We start from the raw sequence: 19615 nt of genomic DNA on the forward strand, positions 1-19615 counted from the left end.
CAGGTCGCGATACCCGTGATCGCGGCCGCCGACGCGCGTTGGCAGACGGACGCCGGCGCCACCCGCACGTACCTACGTGCGTGGCAGTGCGGCCGGACCGACGCGATGCCCAAGGGGCGTGATCTGCGCCCGCGCCGGTCCGGCGCGTCCGAACCCTCGTGAAGCGTGACCGTCGTCACCTGGCTCAAGTCGCCGACACTTCACGACTCTCCGCTCTCCGGCGGCGTGAAAGTCCCGCTGCGCGCGTAGTACGTCCGGGAACCGCCGTCAGGCTTCCTGGCGGCGCGCGAGCAGGGCGAGCAGCTCGGCGGCCACCGCCTTCGGGTCCTCGTAGACCGGGGTGTGTCCGGTGTCGAGCAGGCGCAGCCGCGCGCCCGGGATGGCCTCGGCCAGTTCCCGTGACTGGTCCGGCGTTCTCGCCGGATCGTGCAGGCCGTGCAGCACGGTGACCGGGCAGTCGATCTCGGGCAGTGCCGGGGTCAGATCCAGGTCCCGCTGACTGCGCAGGGCGTCCAGCGCGGCCTGGACGGGGACCGAGGCCGCGTAGGCGAGCAGTTCGTCGCGGAAGGCCGGGTCGGGTGGCGTGGCGAATGACCGGTCCAGCACCCTGGCGTGCAGCTGCGGGCCCCAGTCCGTGGCCAGCGAGGCGACGATGGCGTCCACGTCGCCATGGCCGCGCATATGTGCGCCGGTGTCCACGAGCATCAGGGCGGCCACCAGCCCGGGGTGTCCGGCCGCCAGGCGCAGCGCGATGGCGCCGCCGGTGGAATGCCCGATGACGATCACCGGCGTGCCGTGCCGCCGTGTGATGTGTGCGGCGAGCCGGTCGGCGACCGTGCCGAGGTCCCAGGGGCCGGAGTCGGTCATCCAGGACACCGCGTCGATATCGGCCTGCCCGGCCAGGCGCTGCGCCAGCGGCCGGAATACCGCGGGCGCGCACAACGTGCCCGGAACGGCCAGCACCACGGGCCGTCGTGCGGGCCGCTCGTACTCGACATGCGGAATCTGCGCCGCCACGGCCCGCCCCCTGGGGTTTCGTCAACGCGATTCAGAACAGATCGGTCACACGTTAGGGCACGCCGCGGCGTTTCTCCTCACCAGGGTTCCGGTCCACGTGGTCGCCGGGAACGGGGCGGCTCAGGGGGTCAGGAGGCGGCGGGGGCCGGGGCCCTGCTCGGCGAGCACGTCGTTCGGGTTGACGAGCGTGCACTGCTCGAAGGAGAGGCAGCCGCAGCCGATGCACTCGGTGAACCGGTCCCGCATCCGTTCCATCTTCGCGATGCGCTCGTTGACCTCCTTCTGCCAGTACTCGGAGACGCCGACCCAGAAGTCGCGGGTGAGTTCGGCGTCCGGCGGCAGCATGTCGAGGACGTGGCCGACGCAGTCGAGCGGCATGCCGACGCTCTGCGCCGCGCGGATGAAGGCGACCCGGCGCAGCGTCGTGCGGTGGTACCGGCGCTGGTTGCCGCTGGTGCGGCGGCTGTGGATGAGGCCCTGCCGTTCGTAGAAGCGCAGGGCCGAGGCGGCGACGCCGCTGCGCTCGGAGAGCTCTCCGATCGTCAGCTCCTTGGTGATCTTCGGGTGCTGGTGATCCATGCCGGGCAGCCTAGCTTGACTTCAACCTTTGTTTAAGTCCGATGGTGGTGCCCACGGCCGCTCCACCGGCGGTCGTGACACCACCATCGAGACGAACAGGGGTTCTGTCATGTCCGAGAGCACCGAGCGGTTCAGGGTCGCCGTCATCATCGGGAGCGTCCGCGAAGGACGGTTCGGCACGACCGTCGCCGACTGGTTCGCGGGCCGGGCCCGCGAACGTACGGACGTCGAGGTCGACGTCATCGACCTGGCCGAGGTCGGGCTGCCGCTGACGTTCCCGGCGTTCGGATCGGCGCCGGCACCCGGGACGGCCCGCGCGCTGGAGAGGGTGACGCCACGCCTCGCCGCGGCCGACGCGTTCGTCGTCGTGACACCGGAGTACAACCACAGTTTCCCGGCCTCGCTGAAGAACCTCATCGACTGGCATCACACGGAGTGGCACGCCAAGCCGGTCGGCTTCGTGTCGTACGGGGGCCTGTCCGGTGGGCTGCGGGCGGTCGAGCATCTTCGCCCGGTCTTCGCCGAGGTGCACGCCGTCACGGTCCGCGAGACCGTCAGCTTCCACAGCGCCTGGGAGCGGTTCGACGCGGAGGGGCGGCCGGTCGACCCGGCCGGGTGCAATGCGGCCGCCAAGGCCCTGCTCGACCAGCTGCTGTGGTGGGCCCGCGCGCTGCGCGAGGCGCGCGCCGTCCGTCCGTACGCCGCCTGACGCCGAGCCTCATGACGAACGGGACATCCCCATGACGACCACCTCCACTTGTCACCCCGACACCCGCTCCGGGCCACCGCGCGGCGCTCCCGCTCCGATGGCGATCGCCATGGTCATCGTGCTCGGATCGATCATGACGGTCATCGACGTGACCATCGTCAACGTCGCCCTTGGCCGGCTGTCCCAGGGCTTCCACGCGCCGGTCGCGACCATCCAGTGGGTGGCCACCGGGTACACCCTCGCGCTGGCCTCGGTGATCCCCGCCACGGCGTGGGCGGTCGGCCGGTTCGGCGCCAAGCGCGCCTACCTGACGTCGATCGGGGTGTTCACCCTGGGCTCGGCGCTGGCGGGGCTCGCCTGGAACACGGGCTCGCTGATCGGCTTCCGCGCGCTGCAGGGTCTCGGCGGTGGGATGATCACGCCGCTGGCGATGACGATCGTCATCCGGGCCGCCGACCCGGAACGCCGGGGCCGGATGATGAGCGTGCTGGGCATTCCGGTTCTGATCGGGCCGCTGGCCGGGCCGATCCTCGGCGGCTGGCTGGTCGACAGCGCCTCCTGGCGCTGGATCTTCTTCATCAACGTTCCGATCGGGGCGCTGGTGCTCCTGCTGGCCGGCCGGATCTTCCCGGCCGACGCGCCGGAGCCGGGGCACCGCCTCGACGTTCCGGGCCTGCTGATGCTCTCTCCGGGGCTGGCCATGGCGATCTACGGGCTGGCCACCGGGGGTGAGCACGGCGACTTCGGCACCGCGAAGGTGCTCGTCCCCACCCTGGCGGGCGCCGCGCTGGTGGCCGGGTTCGTCGTCCGCGGGCTGACGGCCCGGCATCCGCTGATCGACCTGCGGCTGTTCCGGCGGCGGTCGTTCGCGACCGCCGCCGGATCCCTGGTGTTCTTCACCTGCGCCTACTTCGGGTCGATGCTGCTGCTGCCGCTGTACTACCAGGTCGTACGGGGGCAGAGCGCGACGGCCTCCGGGCTGCTCGGCATCCCGCAGGTGCTGACCACCGGCACCACCATGCAGATCGCCGGCCGGCTGACCGACAAGGTGTCTCCCCGGCGGCTGGTGCCCGTGGGGATCGCCCTGGCGAGCATCGGGTTCCTCGTCTTCACCACCCAGGTCCACGCCGACACGCCGTACTGGCACCTCGTCCTGCCGCTCGCCGTGACCGGCGTCGGGGTGGGAATGACGATCATGCCGGCGATGACGGCGGCGACCCGGAACGTCCCGAATGATGAGGTTCCCGGTGCCAGCACGGCGCTGAACATCACCCAGCAGGTCTCCGCCGCGCTCGGCACGGCCCTGATCTCGGTCGTCCTCGCCGGGGCGATGCGCGACCGGCTGCCCGGCACCGCCGAGCGGGGCATCGGCGCGGTCCGGGCGCTCCCGGCGCCGGCCAGGCACGCGATCGCTCCTCCGCTGGCCGACGCCTTCCAGCACACCTACGTCTGGGCCGTGGTCCTGATGGCCCTGGCCCTGCCGCCCGCGCTGTTCCTGCCGGGCCACTCCTCGAAAGGACGGAAGTCATGACCACGGCACTGGTGTTGGGGCCCGGCGGCGTCGTCGGCACGGCCTGGACGGCGGGTCTGGGTGTCGGGCTGCGCCGGGCCGGTGTCGACCTGGCGGGGGCCGACCTGATCGTCGGCACCTCGGCGGGCGCGATCGTCGGCGCGATGCTCGCGACCGGCAGGGATCTCGAACGGTTGGGCGCCCCGCCGCGGACCGGCACCGAGACGCCGGGCCCGGCGGTGGATCCGGCGCGGTTGAGCGAGGTGTTCGCCGTGCTCGGCGACCGGAGTCTGGACCCGGTGGAGGCGCGGCGACGGGTCGGCCGGATCGCCCTCGCCGGGACGGGCGAGGAGGAGGCGCACCGGTCCCGGATGGCCGCCCTGACCGGCACCGGCTGGCCGGACGGCCGCCTGCTGATCACGACGGTCGACGTCGAGTCCGGTGAGCGGCGGGTCTGGAGTCGCGACGACGGCGCGCCGCTGGCGTCCGCCGTGGCGGCGAGTTGCGCCATGCCGGGCGTCTACCCGCCGATCACCCTCGGCGGCCGGCGGTACATGGACGGCGCGCTGGCCGGGGGCGCGAACGCGGACCTGGCCGCCGGCGCCGGGGCGGTGATCCTCGTCGAGCCGCTGGCCCACCTCCTTCCGTCGGAGGCGACGGCCGCGCCGCCCGCCGTGCGGATCGTCCCCGACCGGGCGGCGATCGAGGCGTTCGGACCCGATCTGCACGACCGTGCCGCCTCCCCGGCGTCGTACGAGGCGGGAGTCCGGCAGGCGGCCGGCGCCGCCGAGGCGATCCGGGATGCCGGGTTGGCGGCCCGGCTCCGCCCGGGCGGCCCCGAAGGTAAAACAGACCGGCGATCTATGTAAAACACACATATCTCGGCATAGGGTGGGAGATGTCGCTCGGCCGCCGTCCGGGTCGTACAGGGCCGCGGGCGGCCGGCGCCGGGAACACCGGCCGGCCACTGACCGGTGCATCTCCGGTGTCGTATCCGCGGGCCGGGCCTGAGCGGAGGAGGTTCCCCTTGTCCGTTTCCACGCCGCCGTCGCTGCCGACACGCCGCGAGCGCCCGTTCGACCCGCCCCGGGAGTACCGCCTGCTGCGGGAGGAGGACCCGGTCAGCAGACTCTCGTTCCCGGACGGCAAGGTCGGCTGGCTGCTCACCCGGCACGAGGACGTCCGGGCGATCCTCTCGGACCCCCGGTTCAGCTCGGACCGGCTGCGCGCCTCGTCCCCGGTGCGGGCGTTCCCCATACGCCCCGACGAGCCCGTTTTCCGCTCCGGGTCCTTCATCAGCATGGACGCCCCCGAGCACACCCGCTACCGGCGGATCCTCACCCGCTGGTTCACCACCCGGCGGATGCGCGAGCTGACCCCGCGGATCGAGGAGATCGTCGCCGAGCACCTCGACGCGATGGAGCGCACCGGACCGCCGGTCGACCTGGTCCCCGCCTTCGCGCTGCCGATCCCCTCCCTCGTCATCTGCGAACTGCTCGGCGTCCCGTACGAGGACCGGGCCGCCTTCCAGGACTGGACCGGCACACTGCTCAAGGTCGGCGCCGACCGGGACACGATCTTCGCGGCCCGCGACGCGATCTGGGACTACATCCGCGGCCTCATCGACCGCAAACGGCGCGAGCCCGACGACGCGCTGCTCAGCAGCCTGGTCCACGACCCGGACAACGGGCTGACGCCGGAGGAGCTGACCGGCGTCGGGCTGCTGCTGCTCGTGGCCGGGCACGAGACGACCGCCAACATGCTGGCCCTGGGGACCTTGACGCTGCTGACCCATCCGGAGCAGCTGCGGGCGCTGCGCGAGCGGCCGGAGCTGATCGACGGCGCGGTCGAGGAACTGCTGCGCTACCTCAGCATCATCCAGTTCGGGCTCGTGCGCGTCGCCCGGGAGGACGTGGAGATCGGCGGGCACCTCGTACGCGAGGGCGAGACCGTGGTCGCCGCGCTGTCCGCCGCGAACCGCGACCCCGAGCACTACCCCGATCCCGACCGGCTCGACATCACGCGGCCCCCGGCGCAGCATGTGGCCTTCGGCCACGGGTTCCACCAGTGCCTGGGCCAGCAGCTGGCCCGTGCCGAGATGAAGGTCGCCTACCCGGCGCTCTTCGCCCGCTTCCCCGGTCTTCGGCTGGCCGTGCCGCCCGAGGACGTGCCGCTGCGGGACGACATGGTCATCTACGGGGCCTACAGCCTGCCGCTCGCCTGGTGAACGACCGGCCCGCCCGGCCGCGGCCGGGCGGGCCGGCTCTCCGGCGTCAGGTGTGCAGCCACCGCTTCATGCAGGCGAGGAGCTCCTCGGTGTCGACCGGCTTGGCCACGTGATCGGTCGCGCCGGCGGACAGGCTCTTCTCCCGGTCCCCGTGCATCGCGCGGGCGGTGACGGCGATGATCGGCAGGTCCGCGAACCGCGGCATCTCACGGATCGCGGCCGTCGTGGCGTACCCGTCCATCTCCGGCATCATGATGTCCATCAGCACGAGCTCGACGTCGTCGTGCTCGCGCAACACCTCGATGCCCTTCTTGCCGTTGGGCGCGTGGATGACCGACATGCCGTACAGCTCCAGCGCGCTGGAGATCGCGAACACGTTGCGGACGTCGTCGTCGATGATGAGCACCCGGCGGCCGCTCAGCTCGGCGTAGCCGAGCACCTCGGCGTCCTCCTCCGCAGCGGCATCGGCCCGGGCCGGCTCCGTGGGCGGGGTCATGAAGGGCAGCGCGTCGACGAGCCGCCCGCCCGAGAGGTACAGGGTGACACGCTCACGCAGCTCGTCGAGAGAGGGCAGCAGCTCGAACGGGTGGGAGCGGGCCCGTCCGGCGGCCAGCCGCTCCTGGGCGGCGCTGAGCCTGCGGCCGGGGTGGGCCAGCACCGGCAGGCCGCCGAGTCCCGGCTGCCGGTCGAGCCGGTCGAAGAAGGCCGTCGCCGTGGGGAGGCTCGGGTCGAGGAGCACGCAGGCGTGCGGAGCGTCGAGCAGGGCGTCGACCGCCTCGTCGGCGTCGGTCGCGCTGGTGATCTCCACGTTCCCGTGCGTGTCGGCGAGGTCGGCCGCCGCGCTGCGGGCCAGCGGGGTGAGCAGGCCGCCGTCCTCCTCCAGGACCAGCAGCCGGCGCGTCTCGGGGACGACCGGCGCGGCCGCCGGAGTTCCGGCGGCGACCGGAAGGGCGTCGAGTTTCCCGCCGGAGTACTCACCGGGCCTCGGTGCCGTCGGCGGCAGGTAGAGCGTGAACGTGGTGCCGTCCCCGACACGGCTCTTGGCGTGGATCTCGCCGCCGAGCAGCCCCGCGACCTCACGGGAGATCGACAGGCCCAGCCCGGTGCCGCCGTACCGGCGGCTCGTCGTGCCGTCGCCCTGCTGGAAGGCGCCGAAGATCGCCTCCAGGTTCTCCTCCGCGATGCCGATCCCGGTGTCGATCACCTCGAAGGCGAGCACCGGCTCGCCCGGCTCCAGGGACGGCAGGGTGACGTCGTCGGCGAGCCGGATCCGCAGCTCCACGCCGCCGCGCTCGGTGAACTTCACGGCGTTCGACAGCAGGTTGCGCAGGATCTGGCGCAGCCGCTGCTCGTCGGTGTAGATCTCGGCCGGCGCCTCGTCCGCGATGTCGACCCGGAAGTCCAGCCCCTTCTCCGTCGTGAGCGGCCGGAACGTGGTCTCGATGTCCTCCATTAGCCGGGTGACGGCGATGCTCTCGGAGTGGACGTCCATCTTGCCGGCCTCGACCTTGGACAGGTCCAGGATGTCGTTGATCAGCTGCAGCAGGTCGGTGCCGGCCGAGTGGATGATGTTGGCGAACTCGACCTGCTTGGCCGTGAGGTTCCGGCCGGGGTTCTGGGCGAGGATGCGGGCCAGGATCAGCAGGCTGTTCAGCGGTGTGCGCAGCTCGTGCGACATGTTCGCCAGGAACTCCGACTTGTACTTGGAGGCCAGCGCGAGCTGCCGGGCGCGCTCCTCGATCTCCTGCCGGGCCTGCTCGATCTCGAAGTTCTTGATCTCGATGTCGTGGTTCTGCCGGGCCAGCAGCGCGGCCTTCTCCTCCAGCTCGGCGTTGGAGCGCTGCAGCTCCTCCTGCTGGGCCTGCAGTTCCTCGGAGCGGGACCGCAGCTCGGCGGCGAGCCGCTGCGACTCCTCCAGCAGCGCGTCCGTACGGGAGTTGGCGATGATCGTGTTGAGGTTCACGCCCACGGTCTCGGCGAACTGCCGGAGGAAGTCGCGGTGGACCTGTGAGAAGCCGGTCAGGGAGGCCAGCTCGATGACGCCGAGGACCTGCCCCTCGAACACGATCGGCAGCACGATCAGATCGGCGGGCGCGGAGTCGCCGAGACTGGAGGAGACCTTCACGTATCCGGGTGGGGCCTTGTCGACCGTGATGGTCTTCTTCGTACGGGCGGCCTGACCGACGAGGGACTCCCCCAGCCTGAACTCGCGGTCGGCCGGCGCGCCGGCCTCGTGACCGTAACTGGCGATCAGGCGCAGGGAGGTCTCGCCGCCGCCGGCGTCGGTGAGGTAGAAGGTGCCGTACTGCGCGGCGACGAGCGGGGTGATCTCGTCCATGATCAGCTCGGCCACGGTCACCAGGTCGCGGTGGCCCTGCATCTGGCCGGCGATGCCGGCGAGGTTGGTCTTCAGCCAGTCCTGTTCCTGGTTCTCCCGCGTCGAGTCGCGCAGCGACTGCACCATCGCGTTGATGTTGTCCTTGAGCTCGGCGACCTCGCCCTGGGCCTCCACCGAGATCGACCGGGTCAGGTCGCCGGTCGCGACGGCGCTGGTGACCTCGGCGATCGCGCGTACCTGGCGGGTCAGGTTGCCGGCCAGCTCGTTGACGTTCTCGGTCAGGCGCTTCCACGTGCCGGACACGCCCTCGACCTCGGCCTGGCCGCCGAGGCGGCCCTCGCTGCCGACCTCGCGCGCGACGCGCGTGACCTCGGCGGCGAACGACGACAGCTGGTCCACCATCGTGTTGATCGTGGTCTTCAGCTCCAGGATCTCGCCGCGCGCGTCGACGTCGATCTTCTTGGACAGGTCGCCGCGAGCGACGGCCGTCGTGACCTGGGCGATGTTGCGAACCTGGCCGGTGAGGTTGTTCGCCATCGAGTTGACGTTGTCGGTGAGGTCCTTCCAGGTGCCGGCGACGTTGGGGACGTTCGCCTGGCCGCCGAGGATGCCCTCGGTGCCCACCTCGCGGGCCACGCGGGTGACCTCGTCCGCGAACGCGCCCAGCGTGTCGACCATCGTGTTGATCGTCTGCGCGAGCGCGGCGACCTCGCCCTGGGCCTCGACGGTGATCTTCTGCGACAGGTCGCCCTTCGCCACCGCCGTCGCCACCTGCGCGATCGACCGCACCTGCGCGGTCAGGTTCGAGGCCATGACGTTGACGTTGTCGGTGAGGTCCTTCCACGTGCCGGAGACGCCCCGGACGATGGCCTGGCCGCCGAGGTTGCCCTGGGTGCCGACGTCGCGCGCGACGCGGGTGACCTCGTCCGCGAACGCGGACAGCTGGTCGACCATCGTGTTGATGGTCTCCTTCAGCTCGAGGATCTCCCCGCGCGCGTCGACGCGGATCTTCTGCGACAGGTCGCCGCGGGCGACCGCCGTCGTCACCTCGGCGATCGACCGGACCTGGTCGGTGAGGTTCGCCGCCATGACGTTGACCGACTCGGTCAGCGCCTTCCAGGTGCCCGACACGCCCTTGACGTCGGCCTGGCCGCCCAGCCGGCCCTCGGTGCCCACCTCGCGGGCCACCCGCGTCACCTCGTCGGCGAACGACGACAGCTGGTCCACCATCGTGTTGATGGTGTTCTTCAGTTCGAGGATCTCGCCGCGGGCGTCGACCGTGATCTTCTGCGACAGGTCGCCCTTCGCCACCGCCGTCGCCACCTGCGCGATCGACCGCACCTGGGCGGTGAGGTTGCCGGCCATGAAGTTCACCGAGTCGGTCAGGTCGCGCCACGTGCCGCCGACGCCCGGAACCTGCGCCTGGCCGCCCAGCCGGCCCTCGGTGCCCACCTCGCGGGCCACCCGCGTCACCTCGTCGGCGAACGACGACAGCTCGTCGACCATCGTGTTGATGGTGGTCTTGAGCTCCCGGATCTCGCCGCGGGCGTCGACGGTGATCTTCTGGGACAGGTCGCCGCGGGCCACGGCGGTCGCCACCTGCGCGATGTCGCGGACCTGGCCGGTCAGGTTGCCGGCCATGGCGTTGACCGAGTCGGTGAGGTGCTTCCAGTTCCCCGAGACGCCCGGAACCTGGGCCTGGCCGCCGAGCTTGCCCTCCGTGCCGACCTCACGGACCACGCGGGTGACCTCGGAGGTGAACTGGGACAACTGATCGGCCATGCCGTTGAACACGCCGGCGATCTCGTCCATCAGCCCGTCGCCCGTCTGCGGCAGGCGGGTGGCGAAGTCGCCGTCGCGGACGGCGGTCAGCCCGGCGAGGAGCTGGCGCAGGGCTGCCTCGTCCGCGCCGTCGGGCTCGCGCACTGCCGATCTTGCGACATCCCGCTGAGACATGCCCTCACTCCGATCGTCCGCCCACATGCGCGGCGCAAGTGCTCTTCTGTTAGACCGCCATCTACTTGCCTCATGGCAACCATACTGGCAGTGTTACCGTCGGACGCCCCCGGTCTGCGGCGATGTGACGTTCGCGCTGGGGATTGTCCGCTCCCTTCGGACGAGATAAGGGCTTGACCTGACCGCATCCCTCGGGCGTCACGTGACGCTCAACGTACACGCGGCGGGGCCGGCATGACGGTCCCGCCGGATGACGTCATGCGGCTGACCGCTCTTGTCGCCGAGCAGCGACAGCGGCTCGATGACGCGCGCGACCGGACCGCGGCGCGCGCCCTCACGGACATCGCGACGGGCATCCTCGTCGACCGGCTGGGCTGCTCGCCCGCCGAGGCGCTCGGCCATCTGGCGCGCCTCGCGGCCGGCACCGGCACCTCGCTCGTCGACCTGGCGGCGGACCTCGTGAACCTCGCCGCGGACGACCCGCTGGCCGAGGCGGCCCGGCGGGCCGCCGACGAGGGAGGACCCGTCGCGAGCCCCCGGCTGGCGGAGGCGGCCGTCCTCCACGCCGAGGACGGCGACGCGATGGCGGCGGCGCTGCTCGACGAGACCCTCTCCCTGTCCGACGCCGTCGCCGCCGCGCTGTGGGCGCTGCGCCCCGACGGCGCGCTCGAACTCGTCGGCGCCGCCGGGTTCGACCCGCTGGAGCGGGGTCACTGGCGTCGCGTCCCCCCGCAGATGGACAGCCTGCAGCAGCGCGTCGTACGCGGCGGCGCGCCGATCTGGTGGCCGGGCGGACCCGCCCGGCGCCGTGGCCTGCCCCCGCTGACCGGCGCCGGACAGGACGTGGCGCGGGCCATCCTTCCCCTGTCCGCCGACGGCGGATGCGTCGGCGTGCTGGAGATCCGCTGGGCGGCCGGGCTGCCCGGCTTCACGCCTGCCGTACGCGCCGAGCTCACCGCCCTCGCGCGGGTGTGCGCGCGGACGCTGGACGCCCGGCCCGAGTCGGCCGACGAGGACCGGCTGCTCGACGCCGCCGCCGTGCTCACCGCGCTGAGCGACGCGTTCCTGCTGCTGAGCCCCGTCCGTGACGCCTCCGGCCGGGTCGTCGACCTGCGCATCGACCGGATCGGCCGCGAGGTCCCCCGGGTGACCGGATACTCCGCCCGCAGCCTCCTGGGACAGCGTCTCTCGCACATCTCCCCGCAGACGGCCCTGCCCGGCGGGCCGCTCGACGTGAGCCTCGACGTCCTGGAGACCGGCCGGCCCGCCGAGGCCGAGTGGTCGATCGCCGGCGCCGCCGACGAGCCGGTCCACCGCGTGCGCATCGCGCGGATCTTCGACCGCCTCACCTTCACCTGGGACGACGGCGAGCGGATCGGCGCCTCCGGCGCCCTCCTGGAGCAGGTCCAGCGGCTCGGCCGGATCGGCGCGTGGCAGCACGACCTGGTGAGCGGGCGGGTCATGTGGAGCGAGCCGACGTTCGCGCTCTTCGGGCTGCCGGCCTCCGCGCGGGCCATCGGCCTGGAGGAGCTGCCCGGCCACGTCGAGCCGCAGGACCGGGTCACCGTACGGCGTTTCCGCGAGCAGTTGCTGCGGCTGCACCGGCCGGCCTTCGCGACGTTCCGGCTCGTCCGGTCCGACACGTCCGTACGCCAGATCCGCGCCTTCGCCGAGCCGGTCACCGATCCGTCCGGAGCGGTCATCGCGATCCGCGGCGCGTACCAGGACGTGTCGGAGCGCTACCACTCCGAGGTCGCCCTGGCGGCGACCCAGGACCGGCTCGCCGACACCGAACAGCGCGCCGAGGACCAGGAACGCCTGGCACTGCACCTGCAGGAGGCGATCCTGCCGTCGACCGACCAGCCGGTCAGCGCCTTCGGCCTCGACGTCGCCGTCCGTTACCGGCCCGCCGGCGGCGGTCAGCTCGTCGGCGGCGACTGGTACGACGCCGTCGTCCTCCCGAGCAAGAAGGTGCTGCTCGCCGTCGGCGACATCGCCGGGCACGGGCTCGACGCGGTGACGGGAATGATCGCGCTGCGCAACAGCCTCCGCGGCCTGGCGATCACCGGGGCGGGCCCGGCCGAGCTCCTCGGGATGCTGAACAACGTCGCGTACCACCTGACCGGAGGGACGTTCGCCACGGCCATCTGCGCGTTGTACGACCCCTCGGAGCGCTCGCTGCGGTGGGCACGGGCGGGTCACCTTCCTCCCGTCCTGGTCCGCGACGGCGACGCCGGACTGCTGCCCCTGCCCGCCGGATTCCTCCTCGGCCTCGCCCCGGACGCGGTGTACGAGGAGGCCACGACCAGCCTCGAACTCGGCGACGCGCTCCTGCTGTTCACCGACGGCCTCGTCGAACGCCGCGACATCCCCCTCGACGAGGCGCTCCAGGAGCTCATCCGCCTCGCCGGCCGGCCGATCGGCGACGCGGAGCGGTTCAGTGATCACCTGCTCGACGGCACCATCGCGAACACCAATGACGACACCTGCCTGGTCACGATCCACCTACGCTGACCCGGACGACCGGCGGCGGACTCCGGACGGGTGGCGGCTCGCCCGGCGCGTCGGCGGCGGAGCGGAGTGCGGGAAGCGCCGGCGTGCGCGGTCGACTAAACCGATCGCCGTGGAGGCCCCGTTGTCCGCGGGCGGTTCGCCGGCCGCGACGTGGAAGCCCGCCAGGCCCTCGATCAGGGCCTCGCGCGCGGCGGGCGGCATCTCGCGCAGGACGCGGGCGAACTCGGCCTGCCGGCGCTCGCGGAGCTGGGCGAAGACGGCGTTGCCGTTCCGGCTCAGGGAGACGGCCACGGCGCGGCGGTCGGCCGGATCGGTGTCCCGGGAGATGAGCCCCGCCGCCTCCAGCCGGTCGCACAACCGGCTCGCCGACGACAGCAGGGTGCCGAGCTCGCCCGCGAGCGCGCTGATCGTCATCTCGTGGTTGCGGTCGATGACGGCGAGCGCGCGCAACTGGGTCGCCGAGACTCCGAAGCCGGCGACCTCCTGGGCCCTGTCCCACGCGTTGACCAGCGCGGCCGCATACGCTTCGACGATGGCGGCCTGCCGGTCGATGGGCTGGTGCGCACTGGCCATGGTCACACTTTCGCATATTCGGTGACGGAAAGGCGGATCGCCATGTCGTACGAAGAACCCGGCGGCGGAGGTCTCGGGGACGGTAACGCCCTGCGCGAGGCCGAACGCCGGATTTGGCTGGCGGCCCCGCACGAGCTGGCCGACGTCGCCGAGGAGACCGTACGCAAGCTGTGCGGCACCGACGCCGCGGAGATCTACCTGACCGACTACAGGATGGCCTACCTGCAGCCGGTCGCCTCCGGGGAGGCGCCGATCGCGCTGGCCGGCAGCCCCAGCGGGCGGGCCCTGGCCACCGGGGAACCCGTGCTCGAACCGCCCACCACCGTCTCTCCCGGCACCCGGCGGCTCCTGCACCTCCCGCTGACCGTCCTGGGCAACCGGCTCGGTGTCCTGCGCGTCACACTGCCCGATCTCCCGTCCGCCGAGGAGCGGGCCGAACTCCTCGACGTGGCCGCGACGCTGAGCCGCGCGCTGGAGATCGCCGACCGTGCCACCGACCGCTACCGGCAGGCCCGCCGCCGCGAACGTCTGACGCTCGCCGCGGAGATGCAGTGGGAGCTGCTGCCCGGTCGCGTCGGCTCGGCGCCGGAGTACGAGTTCGCCGGTCAGCTGGAGCCCGCCTACGCGGTGGCCGGCGACAACTTCGACTGGAGCGCCGGCCGGGACACCCTGGTCATCTCGGTGACCAACGGGATGGGCGAGGGGACCGCGGCGGCGCTCCTGACCCAGCTCGCCATCGGCGCGATGCGCAACGCCCGCCGCTCGGGCGGCGACCTGCTCGAGCAGTGCGGGCTCGCCGACGAGACGATCTTCCGGCATTACGGCGGCCGGCAGCACGTCGCGACCCTCCTGCTCTGCATCGAGCTGGCGACCGGGGAGGTCACCGCCGTGGACGCGGGCTCACCCGTGATCTACCGGATGCGGGGCGGCGCCGTCGAGCGGGTGCCGCTCGACCGGCAGCTGCCCCTCGGGATGTTCGGCGACACCCCGTACACCGAGGAGCGGTTCACCGTACGGCCCGGCGACCGTCTCGTCATCGTCAGCGACGGCGTGCACGCCGCGCACCTGCCGGGGGCCGTCGCGGCGTACGAGGAGGAGTTCCTGATGCGCGACCTGTCCGAGTCCCGTCTCCAGCCCCCGGCGGACCTGGTCCGCACGCTGCTGCACCGGTTCGTCGACCGTCACCAGGGCACCCAGCTCGCCGACGACGCCGTCGTGGTCTGCCTCGACTGGAAGGGTCGCTGAGCAGGAGCCGGGAGTGCCCGGGCGCGTCCTCACCGAGGTGCGCGCCCGGGCGTGCGGTCAGTTCTGCGGTCCCGGCCCATGGTGGCGCGGGCGACCGCCCTTGCCGCCGGTTCCACCGTTTCCGCCCGGTTTCCCGCCGTTACCGCCGTTGCCGCCCTGGCCGGTATTCCCGGCGAAGGTCACGCCGGTCACGACGTTGCCGTTCATCGTGAGCTTCGCGACCGGGTTGGCCAGGCCGAAGTTCTGGCACTTCAGGTTGCCGAACGACTGCTGCAACCGCATGCCCAGGAAGGTGAACAGGCTGTCGGCCGCGGCCGGCATCGGGCTGGCCTGGCCCGCCAGCATCGGCATGTCCTTCCGCAGCCGCGCCGCCTGGACGGTGTCCATGCCGCGGCAGTACGCCGCCGGCGTCTGCCCGGCGGGCAGCGGAGCCTGGTCCACCCCGGCCCGGTACAAGTTGGTCTTCGCCGTGCTCATCCGGCCGTTCACCAGCGTCATCGGGTTGTTCAGCGGGACGAGCGCGCTCGGCGCCGCCTGGTGGGCGGCGGCCTGGAGCTCGTCCATCGCCAGTGACGTCACCACGGTGCCGGGGTTGGCGAGATCGGGGGCCGTCCACGGTGTGCAGCCGAGGGCCGGGTCGACGAAGACGTCCAGGAGCGCGTTGTCGCTCGGGTTGGCGAGGGTCTGGGCACCGGCGAGCCTGCCCTTGTTCGCCGCCGTGCTCTGCGCGATCCGCCCGTCCGCGGTCGCCAGGTACGTCGTCTGGACGTTGTCGCTCTGGTCCTGGTCGACGAGCGCGAAGTCGCGCGTCGACATGCAGGGCATGCCGTCCTTCGCCGTGCCCAGCGCGGGCACCGTCAGCGTGCCCGCCAGGATCGCGGCGTTCGCGGCCCGGAAGAAGGCCGGCGCGTTGCAGTAGGCGAACTGGCCGAAGACCGAACCGCCCAGGCCGCCCACGCACCTGCCCTGCCGCAGGGCGCCGCCCGTGCCGCGCAGGGTCAGGTTGTCGCCGTTGTAGCCGAACCAGATGCCGACGACGGCGCCGGCCGGAAGGGCGGGCGTCACGGGCGCGGCGGCGGGCCGTGCGCCCTGGTCCACGACCAGCGGACTGTACACCGACAGTTTCCCGGTGGCCGGGTCGATGACCGTCGCCTGGACGAACGCCGACTGGTTGACGTTCGCCTCGTTGCACGGGCCCATCGCCGGGTTCGTCGCGGTCAGCCGATACGGGGTGGCCAGGCCGCGGGCGCTCAGCGGGTCGGCGGGCACGATCAGCGTGCAGTTCGCGTTCGGGTCGGCCGCCGGCGCGCCGCCGCCCGTCGTCGGGGTCGCGCTCGGGCAGGAACTCGGGGCCGCGCTCGGCCTCTTCCGCATCGCCGGAGCGGCGCTCCCGGAGGCCGCGCTCCCCCTCGGGGCGGGCATCGCCGTGCCCGCCGAGCCGCTCGCGCTCGGCAGGGCGGTACCCGCCGACGGCTGCGCGGTGGCGTCGGGTACGGCGGTCCCGGCGGACGGCTGTGCGCCCGCGTCGGGCATCGCGGTGCCGGGCGACGGCGCCGCCGCCGGCGCCCTGCCGGATGCGGCGGCACCGGCCGCGAACCGTGTCGCGGCCCGCACCGCCGGGGAGGGAGCGGCGGTCCCCGGATCCGCGCTCGGCGCACCGGTGGACGGTGCGCCGCCGGGGTCCGCCGTCCCTGCCCCGGCGGAGGGGCCCGCCGCCGCGCCGCCGGGCGGGGAAGCGGTCGGCGAGGCGGCGGGCGTGGCCCCGACCTTGACCTCCTCGGCTCCCTTCTGCGGGAGCCGGCGGCGGCCGGGGCCGGTCCTGGGTGGTCGGTGGGTCGGTGTGGCGCTCGCGCTCGGACAGCCGGGCGCGCCGCCGAACGCCGTGAGCCCCATCTTCGTGGTGAGGGCCACGGCCGAACCGGCGGCGAGGACGAGCGCGACCGCCAGCGGGATGAACAGGCGGAACCGCCGCGAGCGGTTCGGGTCCTTCCAGTTCGACCTTTCCAGGTACGACATTCGGTGTCCTCTCGAGAGACCGGTGGGGCACGCGGCGCGTTCCGCGAGGGCGGCTCGTGACCTCGCTCAGGTCACGCGGGGCGGCGTGTCACCACTTGGTGGAGACCCGGCCGTTCAGGCCGCCGACGACCTGAGCCTGCGAGCCGGTCGGCGTCGGCGTGGGGGTGACGGGAGGCGGTGTCATGGGGGGCGTGCCCGGCGCGGAGTGGGTCGCGGCCGGCGTCATCGGGACGGCCTTGCGGACGAAGCGCCACGCCACCACGCCGACGCGGCCGTTGTCGGCGACGACCACGACCGCGCGCGGCGGGACGACGAGGCGGACCGCGCGCCGCCCCACCACGGCGACGACGGTGGTCGGGCGGCGCACGGAGACGGCCGCGCCGGGCACCCGCCGGTCGGTGGTGCGCAGGCGGCCGACGACCCGCCAGCGCCGCCCGGCCTCGCGCAGGACCGCGACGGAGTGCCCCGCCCGTACGTTCCGGACGGTGTAGCGGGTCGTGAGCGCCACGGTCAGGGGCCTGGTCCGCTGCCGTGCGGTGGCGGAGGGACGGGGTGAGGTCGAGGGGCGGGCCGTGGTGCGCCCGGTGTCGTGGGAGGCGGTGTAGGCGCGGTTCTCGCCGACGTTCCGGGTCACCGTGGTGGACGGGCCGGTCCCGATCGCGGCGATCGCCACGCCGGCCGCGGTCAGCCCGGCGAGAGTCACGCCGGTGACCTTCGTCGATGTCTTCACGGGGTCGCTCCTTCGTCCGTCGTCCGCGGCCCCGTACGGGACCGCCTGGCGGGACTGCCGTGCGACGTCGCTCCCCGCCTGATCCGCGAGCGCGCACCGGTAGTGCCGCTGAGGAATGTAGGGAGCGGCCAGGGCCCGCAGGGCCCATCGGCGGCCGTGTTCGAATCTCGTAATATTTCGCGGCCGTGGGGGCCGGCGACGTCATCCATGCCGTGACCTGGGACGTCGTCCCGTACGTGTCACGCGCCGTACCGGGCCGTGGACAGCGGGAGGCGCACCTCGAAGCGGCAGCCGTGGTCGGTGTTGCGCACCTCGACCGCTCCCGCGTGCGCCTCCACGATGCCGCGGACGATCGCCAGGCCCAGGCCCGCCCCGGAGTCGGGTTCGGGGGTACGGGCGGCGGTGCCGCGCCAGGCGACGTCGAAGACGCGGTCCAGGTCGCCCGGCGGGATTCCGCCGCACGCGTCGGACACCGCCAGCACGGCGTGCTGCTGCCGCCGGCCGGCCTCGACCAGCACGGAGCCCGCGGACGGCGTGTGCCGGATCGCGTTGACCACCAGGTTGGTCAGCGCCCGCGAGAGTTCCCGCACGTCCGCGCGTACGACGACCGGGTCGCCGACCTCGGCGCCGAGCAGGACGCCCTGCGCGCGGGCGAGCGGGTTGGTCCCGGCGACCGCCTGGTCGACCAGGTCGGCCAGGGTGACCCATTCCGGGGAGAGGGCGAGGGCCCCGGCGTGGATGCGGGACAGCATGAACAGGTCGTCGACCATGCCGGACAGCCGGTCGACGGCGAGCCGCATCTGCGTGTGGTAGCGGGACGGCTCGGGGGCCATGCCGTCCTCCAGCGCCTCGACCATGGCCCGCAGCCCGGCGAGCGGCGTCCGCAGGTCGTGCGAGACCCAGGCGACGAGTTCGCGCCGGGAGCGTTCGAGGCTGCGCTCGCGCTCCCGCGCCTGGGCGAGCCGCGCGCTGGTGAGGCTCAGCTCCCGGCTCAGCTCGCCCATCTCCGCCGTCGAGAGGCTCCCGTCCGTCCCCGGAGCGGCCCCGTGCCCCAGGGCGCGTACGGCACGGCGGAGCGTACGGCTGTCGGCGACCATCGCGCGCGCCAGCAGCAGCGCCATCGCCGAGGTGACGATCCCGGAGGCGACGCAGACGGTCAGGACGACGCCGAAGTCCTCCGGGGAGATGAACATCTCCTGCGCCGCGACGACCGTGCCGGTCACCATCGCCAGCACGCTGGCCACCGCCAGCACGAACAGCGCGAGCCGCAGGGACCGGCCGCGCAGCGCCCGCATGACCCCCAGGCCGACGAGCCCGACCCCCGCAGCCGAGCCTCCGCCGATCACGATGACGCAGACGTCGTCACTCATGAGGCCTCCTTCGTCGGAGGGGCGACCGAAAGCGCTGTGCTCAATGGCTCACTCGCTCCGCTCGCTCATGGATCGCCGCCTTCCGCGGGCGTCGCGGCGGCGTCCGGTCCCGGGTCGAAGCGGTAGCCGACGCCCCAGACCGTGACGATGAGCCGGGGGCAGTGCGGGTCGTCCTCGACCTTCTCGCGGAGCCGCCGGACGTGCACGGTGACGGTGGACTCGTCGCCGAACTCCCAGCCCCAGACGTGCTGGAGCAGTTCCGTCCTCGTGAAGACCTGCCCGGGATGCTCGGCGAAGAAGGCCAGCAGGTCGAACTCCCGGCCCGTCAGCGTCAGCGGCTCGCCCGCCTTGACGGCGCGGCGGCCCGCGGCGTCGAGCGTGAGGTCGCCGATCGTCCGGGTCGGAGGGACCGGCGGCGCCTCGGCCGGCTCCACCGGGACCGGGTGCGCGCGGCGCAGCACCGACCGGGCGCGCAGCACGAGTTCCCGGGGGCTGAAGGGCTTGGTCACGTAGTCGTCCGCCCCGAGTTCGAGTCCGCGGACCCGGTCGCCCTCGGTTCCGCGCGCGGTCAGCATGATGACCGGGACCGGGCCGAGTTCGCGGATCCGGCGGTAGACCTCGAAGCCGTCCAGGCCGGGCAGCATGAGGTCCAGAACGACCAGGTCCGGAAGGTGGGCCTCGGCCGACGCCAGCGCCGACGGGCCGTCGGCCGCGCGGCGTACCCGCAGGCCGGCACGGGTGAGGTACGCCGTGACCACTTCGGCCACCATCGGATCGTCGTCGACGACCAGCACCTCGGCGGGGGTGTCCACGGTCGGGAGTGTAAGGACG

14 protein-coding genes are annotated in these 19615 nt (G+C 73.0%); 6 read left to right on the forward strand and 8 right to left on the reverse strand.

What is annotated here, in order from left to right; genetic code table 11:
• Positions 1-267: 267 nt before the first annotated feature.
• Both NE234_RS39325 and soxR read right to left on the reverse strand, forming a co-directional pair.
• Complete coding sequence (locus tag NE234_RS39325) at positions 268-1017, reverse strand: alpha/beta fold hydrolase (RefSeq protein WP_252786124.1); 750 nt, start codon at positions 1015-1017, stop codon at positions 268-270.
• A gap of 120 nt (positions 1018-1137) precedes the next feature.
• Entirely contained in the window at positions 1138-1596 is a 459-nt protein-coding gene (gene soxR, locus NE234_RS39330; RefSeq protein ID WP_252786126.1) for a redox-sensitive transcriptional activator SoxR, read from the reverse strand.
• A gap of 109 nt (positions 1597-1705) precedes the next feature.
• On the opposite strand from soxR, the gene NE234_RS39335 reads away from it, so the two are divergent.
• The 4 genes from NE234_RS39335 (at position 1706) to NE234_RS39350 (ending at position 6042) form a co-directional block, all read left to right on the forward strand.
• Complete coding sequence (locus tag NE234_RS39335; protein ID WP_252786127.1) at positions 1706-2305, forward strand: NADPH-dependent FMN reductase; 600 nt, start codon at positions 1706-1708, stop codon at positions 2303-2305.
• Positions 2306-2438: 133 nt separating this feature from the next.
• On the forward strand, positions 2439-3836 hold the full coding sequence (locus NE234_RS39340) for a DHA2 family efflux MFS transporter permease subunit (RefSeq protein WP_252786128.1): 1398 nt from the start codon (positions 2439-2441) through the stop codon (positions 3834-3836).
• On the forward strand, positions 3833-4684 hold the full coding sequence (locus NE234_RS39345) for a patatin-like phospholipase family protein (RefSeq protein WP_252786130.1): 852 nt from the start codon (positions 3833-3835) through the stop codon (positions 4682-4684). Before NE234_RS39340 ends, NE234_RS39345 begins: the two co-directional genes overlap by 4 nt.
• Before the next feature lie 158 nt (positions 4685-4842).
• The gene (locus tag NE234_RS39350; protein WP_252786132.1) at positions 4843-6042 is read left to right on the forward strand and encodes a cytochrome P450; all 1200 of its coding nucleotides are present in this window, start codon (positions 4843-4845) and stop codon (positions 6040-6042) included.
• A gap of 46 nt (positions 6043-6088) precedes the next feature.
• On the opposite strand, the gene NE234_RS39355 is transcribed toward NE234_RS39350, so the two are convergent.
• The gene (locus tag NE234_RS39355) at positions 6089-10336 is read right to left on the reverse strand and encodes a HAMP domain-containing protein (RefSeq protein ID WP_406567129.1); all 4248 of its coding nucleotides are present in this window, start codon (positions 10334-10336) and stop codon (positions 6089-6091) included.
• Between the two features lie 234 nt (positions 10337-10570).
• Here NE234_RS39355 and NE234_RS39360 point away from each other — a divergent pair, with 234 nt between their 5' ends.
• Positions 10571-12850 (forward strand): SpoIIE family protein phosphatase, encoded by a 2280-nt coding sequence (locus NE234_RS39360; RefSeq protein WP_252786136.1) that lies wholly within the window; start codon positions 10571-10573, stop codon positions 12848-12850.
• Here NE234_RS39360 and NE234_RS39365 read toward each other — a convergent pair.
• Complete coding sequence (locus NE234_RS39365; RefSeq protein ID WP_252786138.1) at positions 12842-13423, reverse strand: MarR family winged helix-turn-helix transcriptional regulator; 582 nt, start codon at positions 13421-13423, stop codon at positions 12842-12844. The two genes, NE234_RS39360 and NE234_RS39365, sit on opposite strands and share 9 nt — an antisense overlap.
• 42 nt (positions 13424-13465) lie before the next feature.
• On the opposite strand from NE234_RS39365, the gene NE234_RS39370 reads away from it, so the two are divergent.
• A complete protein-coding gene (locus tag NE234_RS39370; protein ID WP_252786140.1) occupies positions 13466-14668 on the forward strand; it encodes a PP2C family protein-serine/threonine phosphatase in 1203 nt (400 codons plus the stop codon).
• 57 nt (positions 14669-14725) lie between these two features.
• Here NE234_RS39370 and NE234_RS39375 read toward each other — a convergent pair whose 3' ends face one another.
• The 4 genes from NE234_RS39375 to NE234_RS39390 form a co-directional block, all read right to left on the reverse strand.
• Positions 14726-16684: a hypothetical protein gene (locus NE234_RS39375; protein WP_252786142.1), complete on the reverse strand. Its 1959-nt coding sequence runs from the start codon at positions 16682-16684 to the stop codon at positions 14726-14728.
• 88 nt (positions 16685-16772) lie between these two features.
• Positions 16773-17414 (reverse strand): hypothetical protein, encoded by a 642-nt coding sequence (locus NE234_RS39380; RefSeq protein WP_252786144.1) that lies wholly within the window; start codon positions 17412-17414, stop codon positions 16773-16775.
• A gap of 239 nt (positions 17415-17653) precedes the next feature.
• A complete protein-coding gene (locus NE234_RS39385) occupies positions 17654-18784 on the reverse strand; it encodes a sensor histidine kinase (RefSeq protein ID WP_252786145.1) in 1131 nt (376 codons plus the stop codon).
• 65 nt (positions 18785-18849) lie between these two features.
• Entirely contained in the window at positions 18850-19596 is a 747-nt protein-coding gene (locus tag NE234_RS39390; RefSeq protein WP_308206984.1) for a response regulator transcription factor, read from the reverse strand.
• Positions 19597-19615 lie beyond the last annotated feature (19 nt).

Origin of the sequence: Actinoallomurus rhizosphaericola, assembly GCF_024055675.1 — a bacterium.
Taxonomy (GTDB): Bacteria; Actinomycetota; Actinomycetes; order Streptosporangiales; family Streptosporangiaceae; genus Actinoallomurus; species Actinoallomurus soli.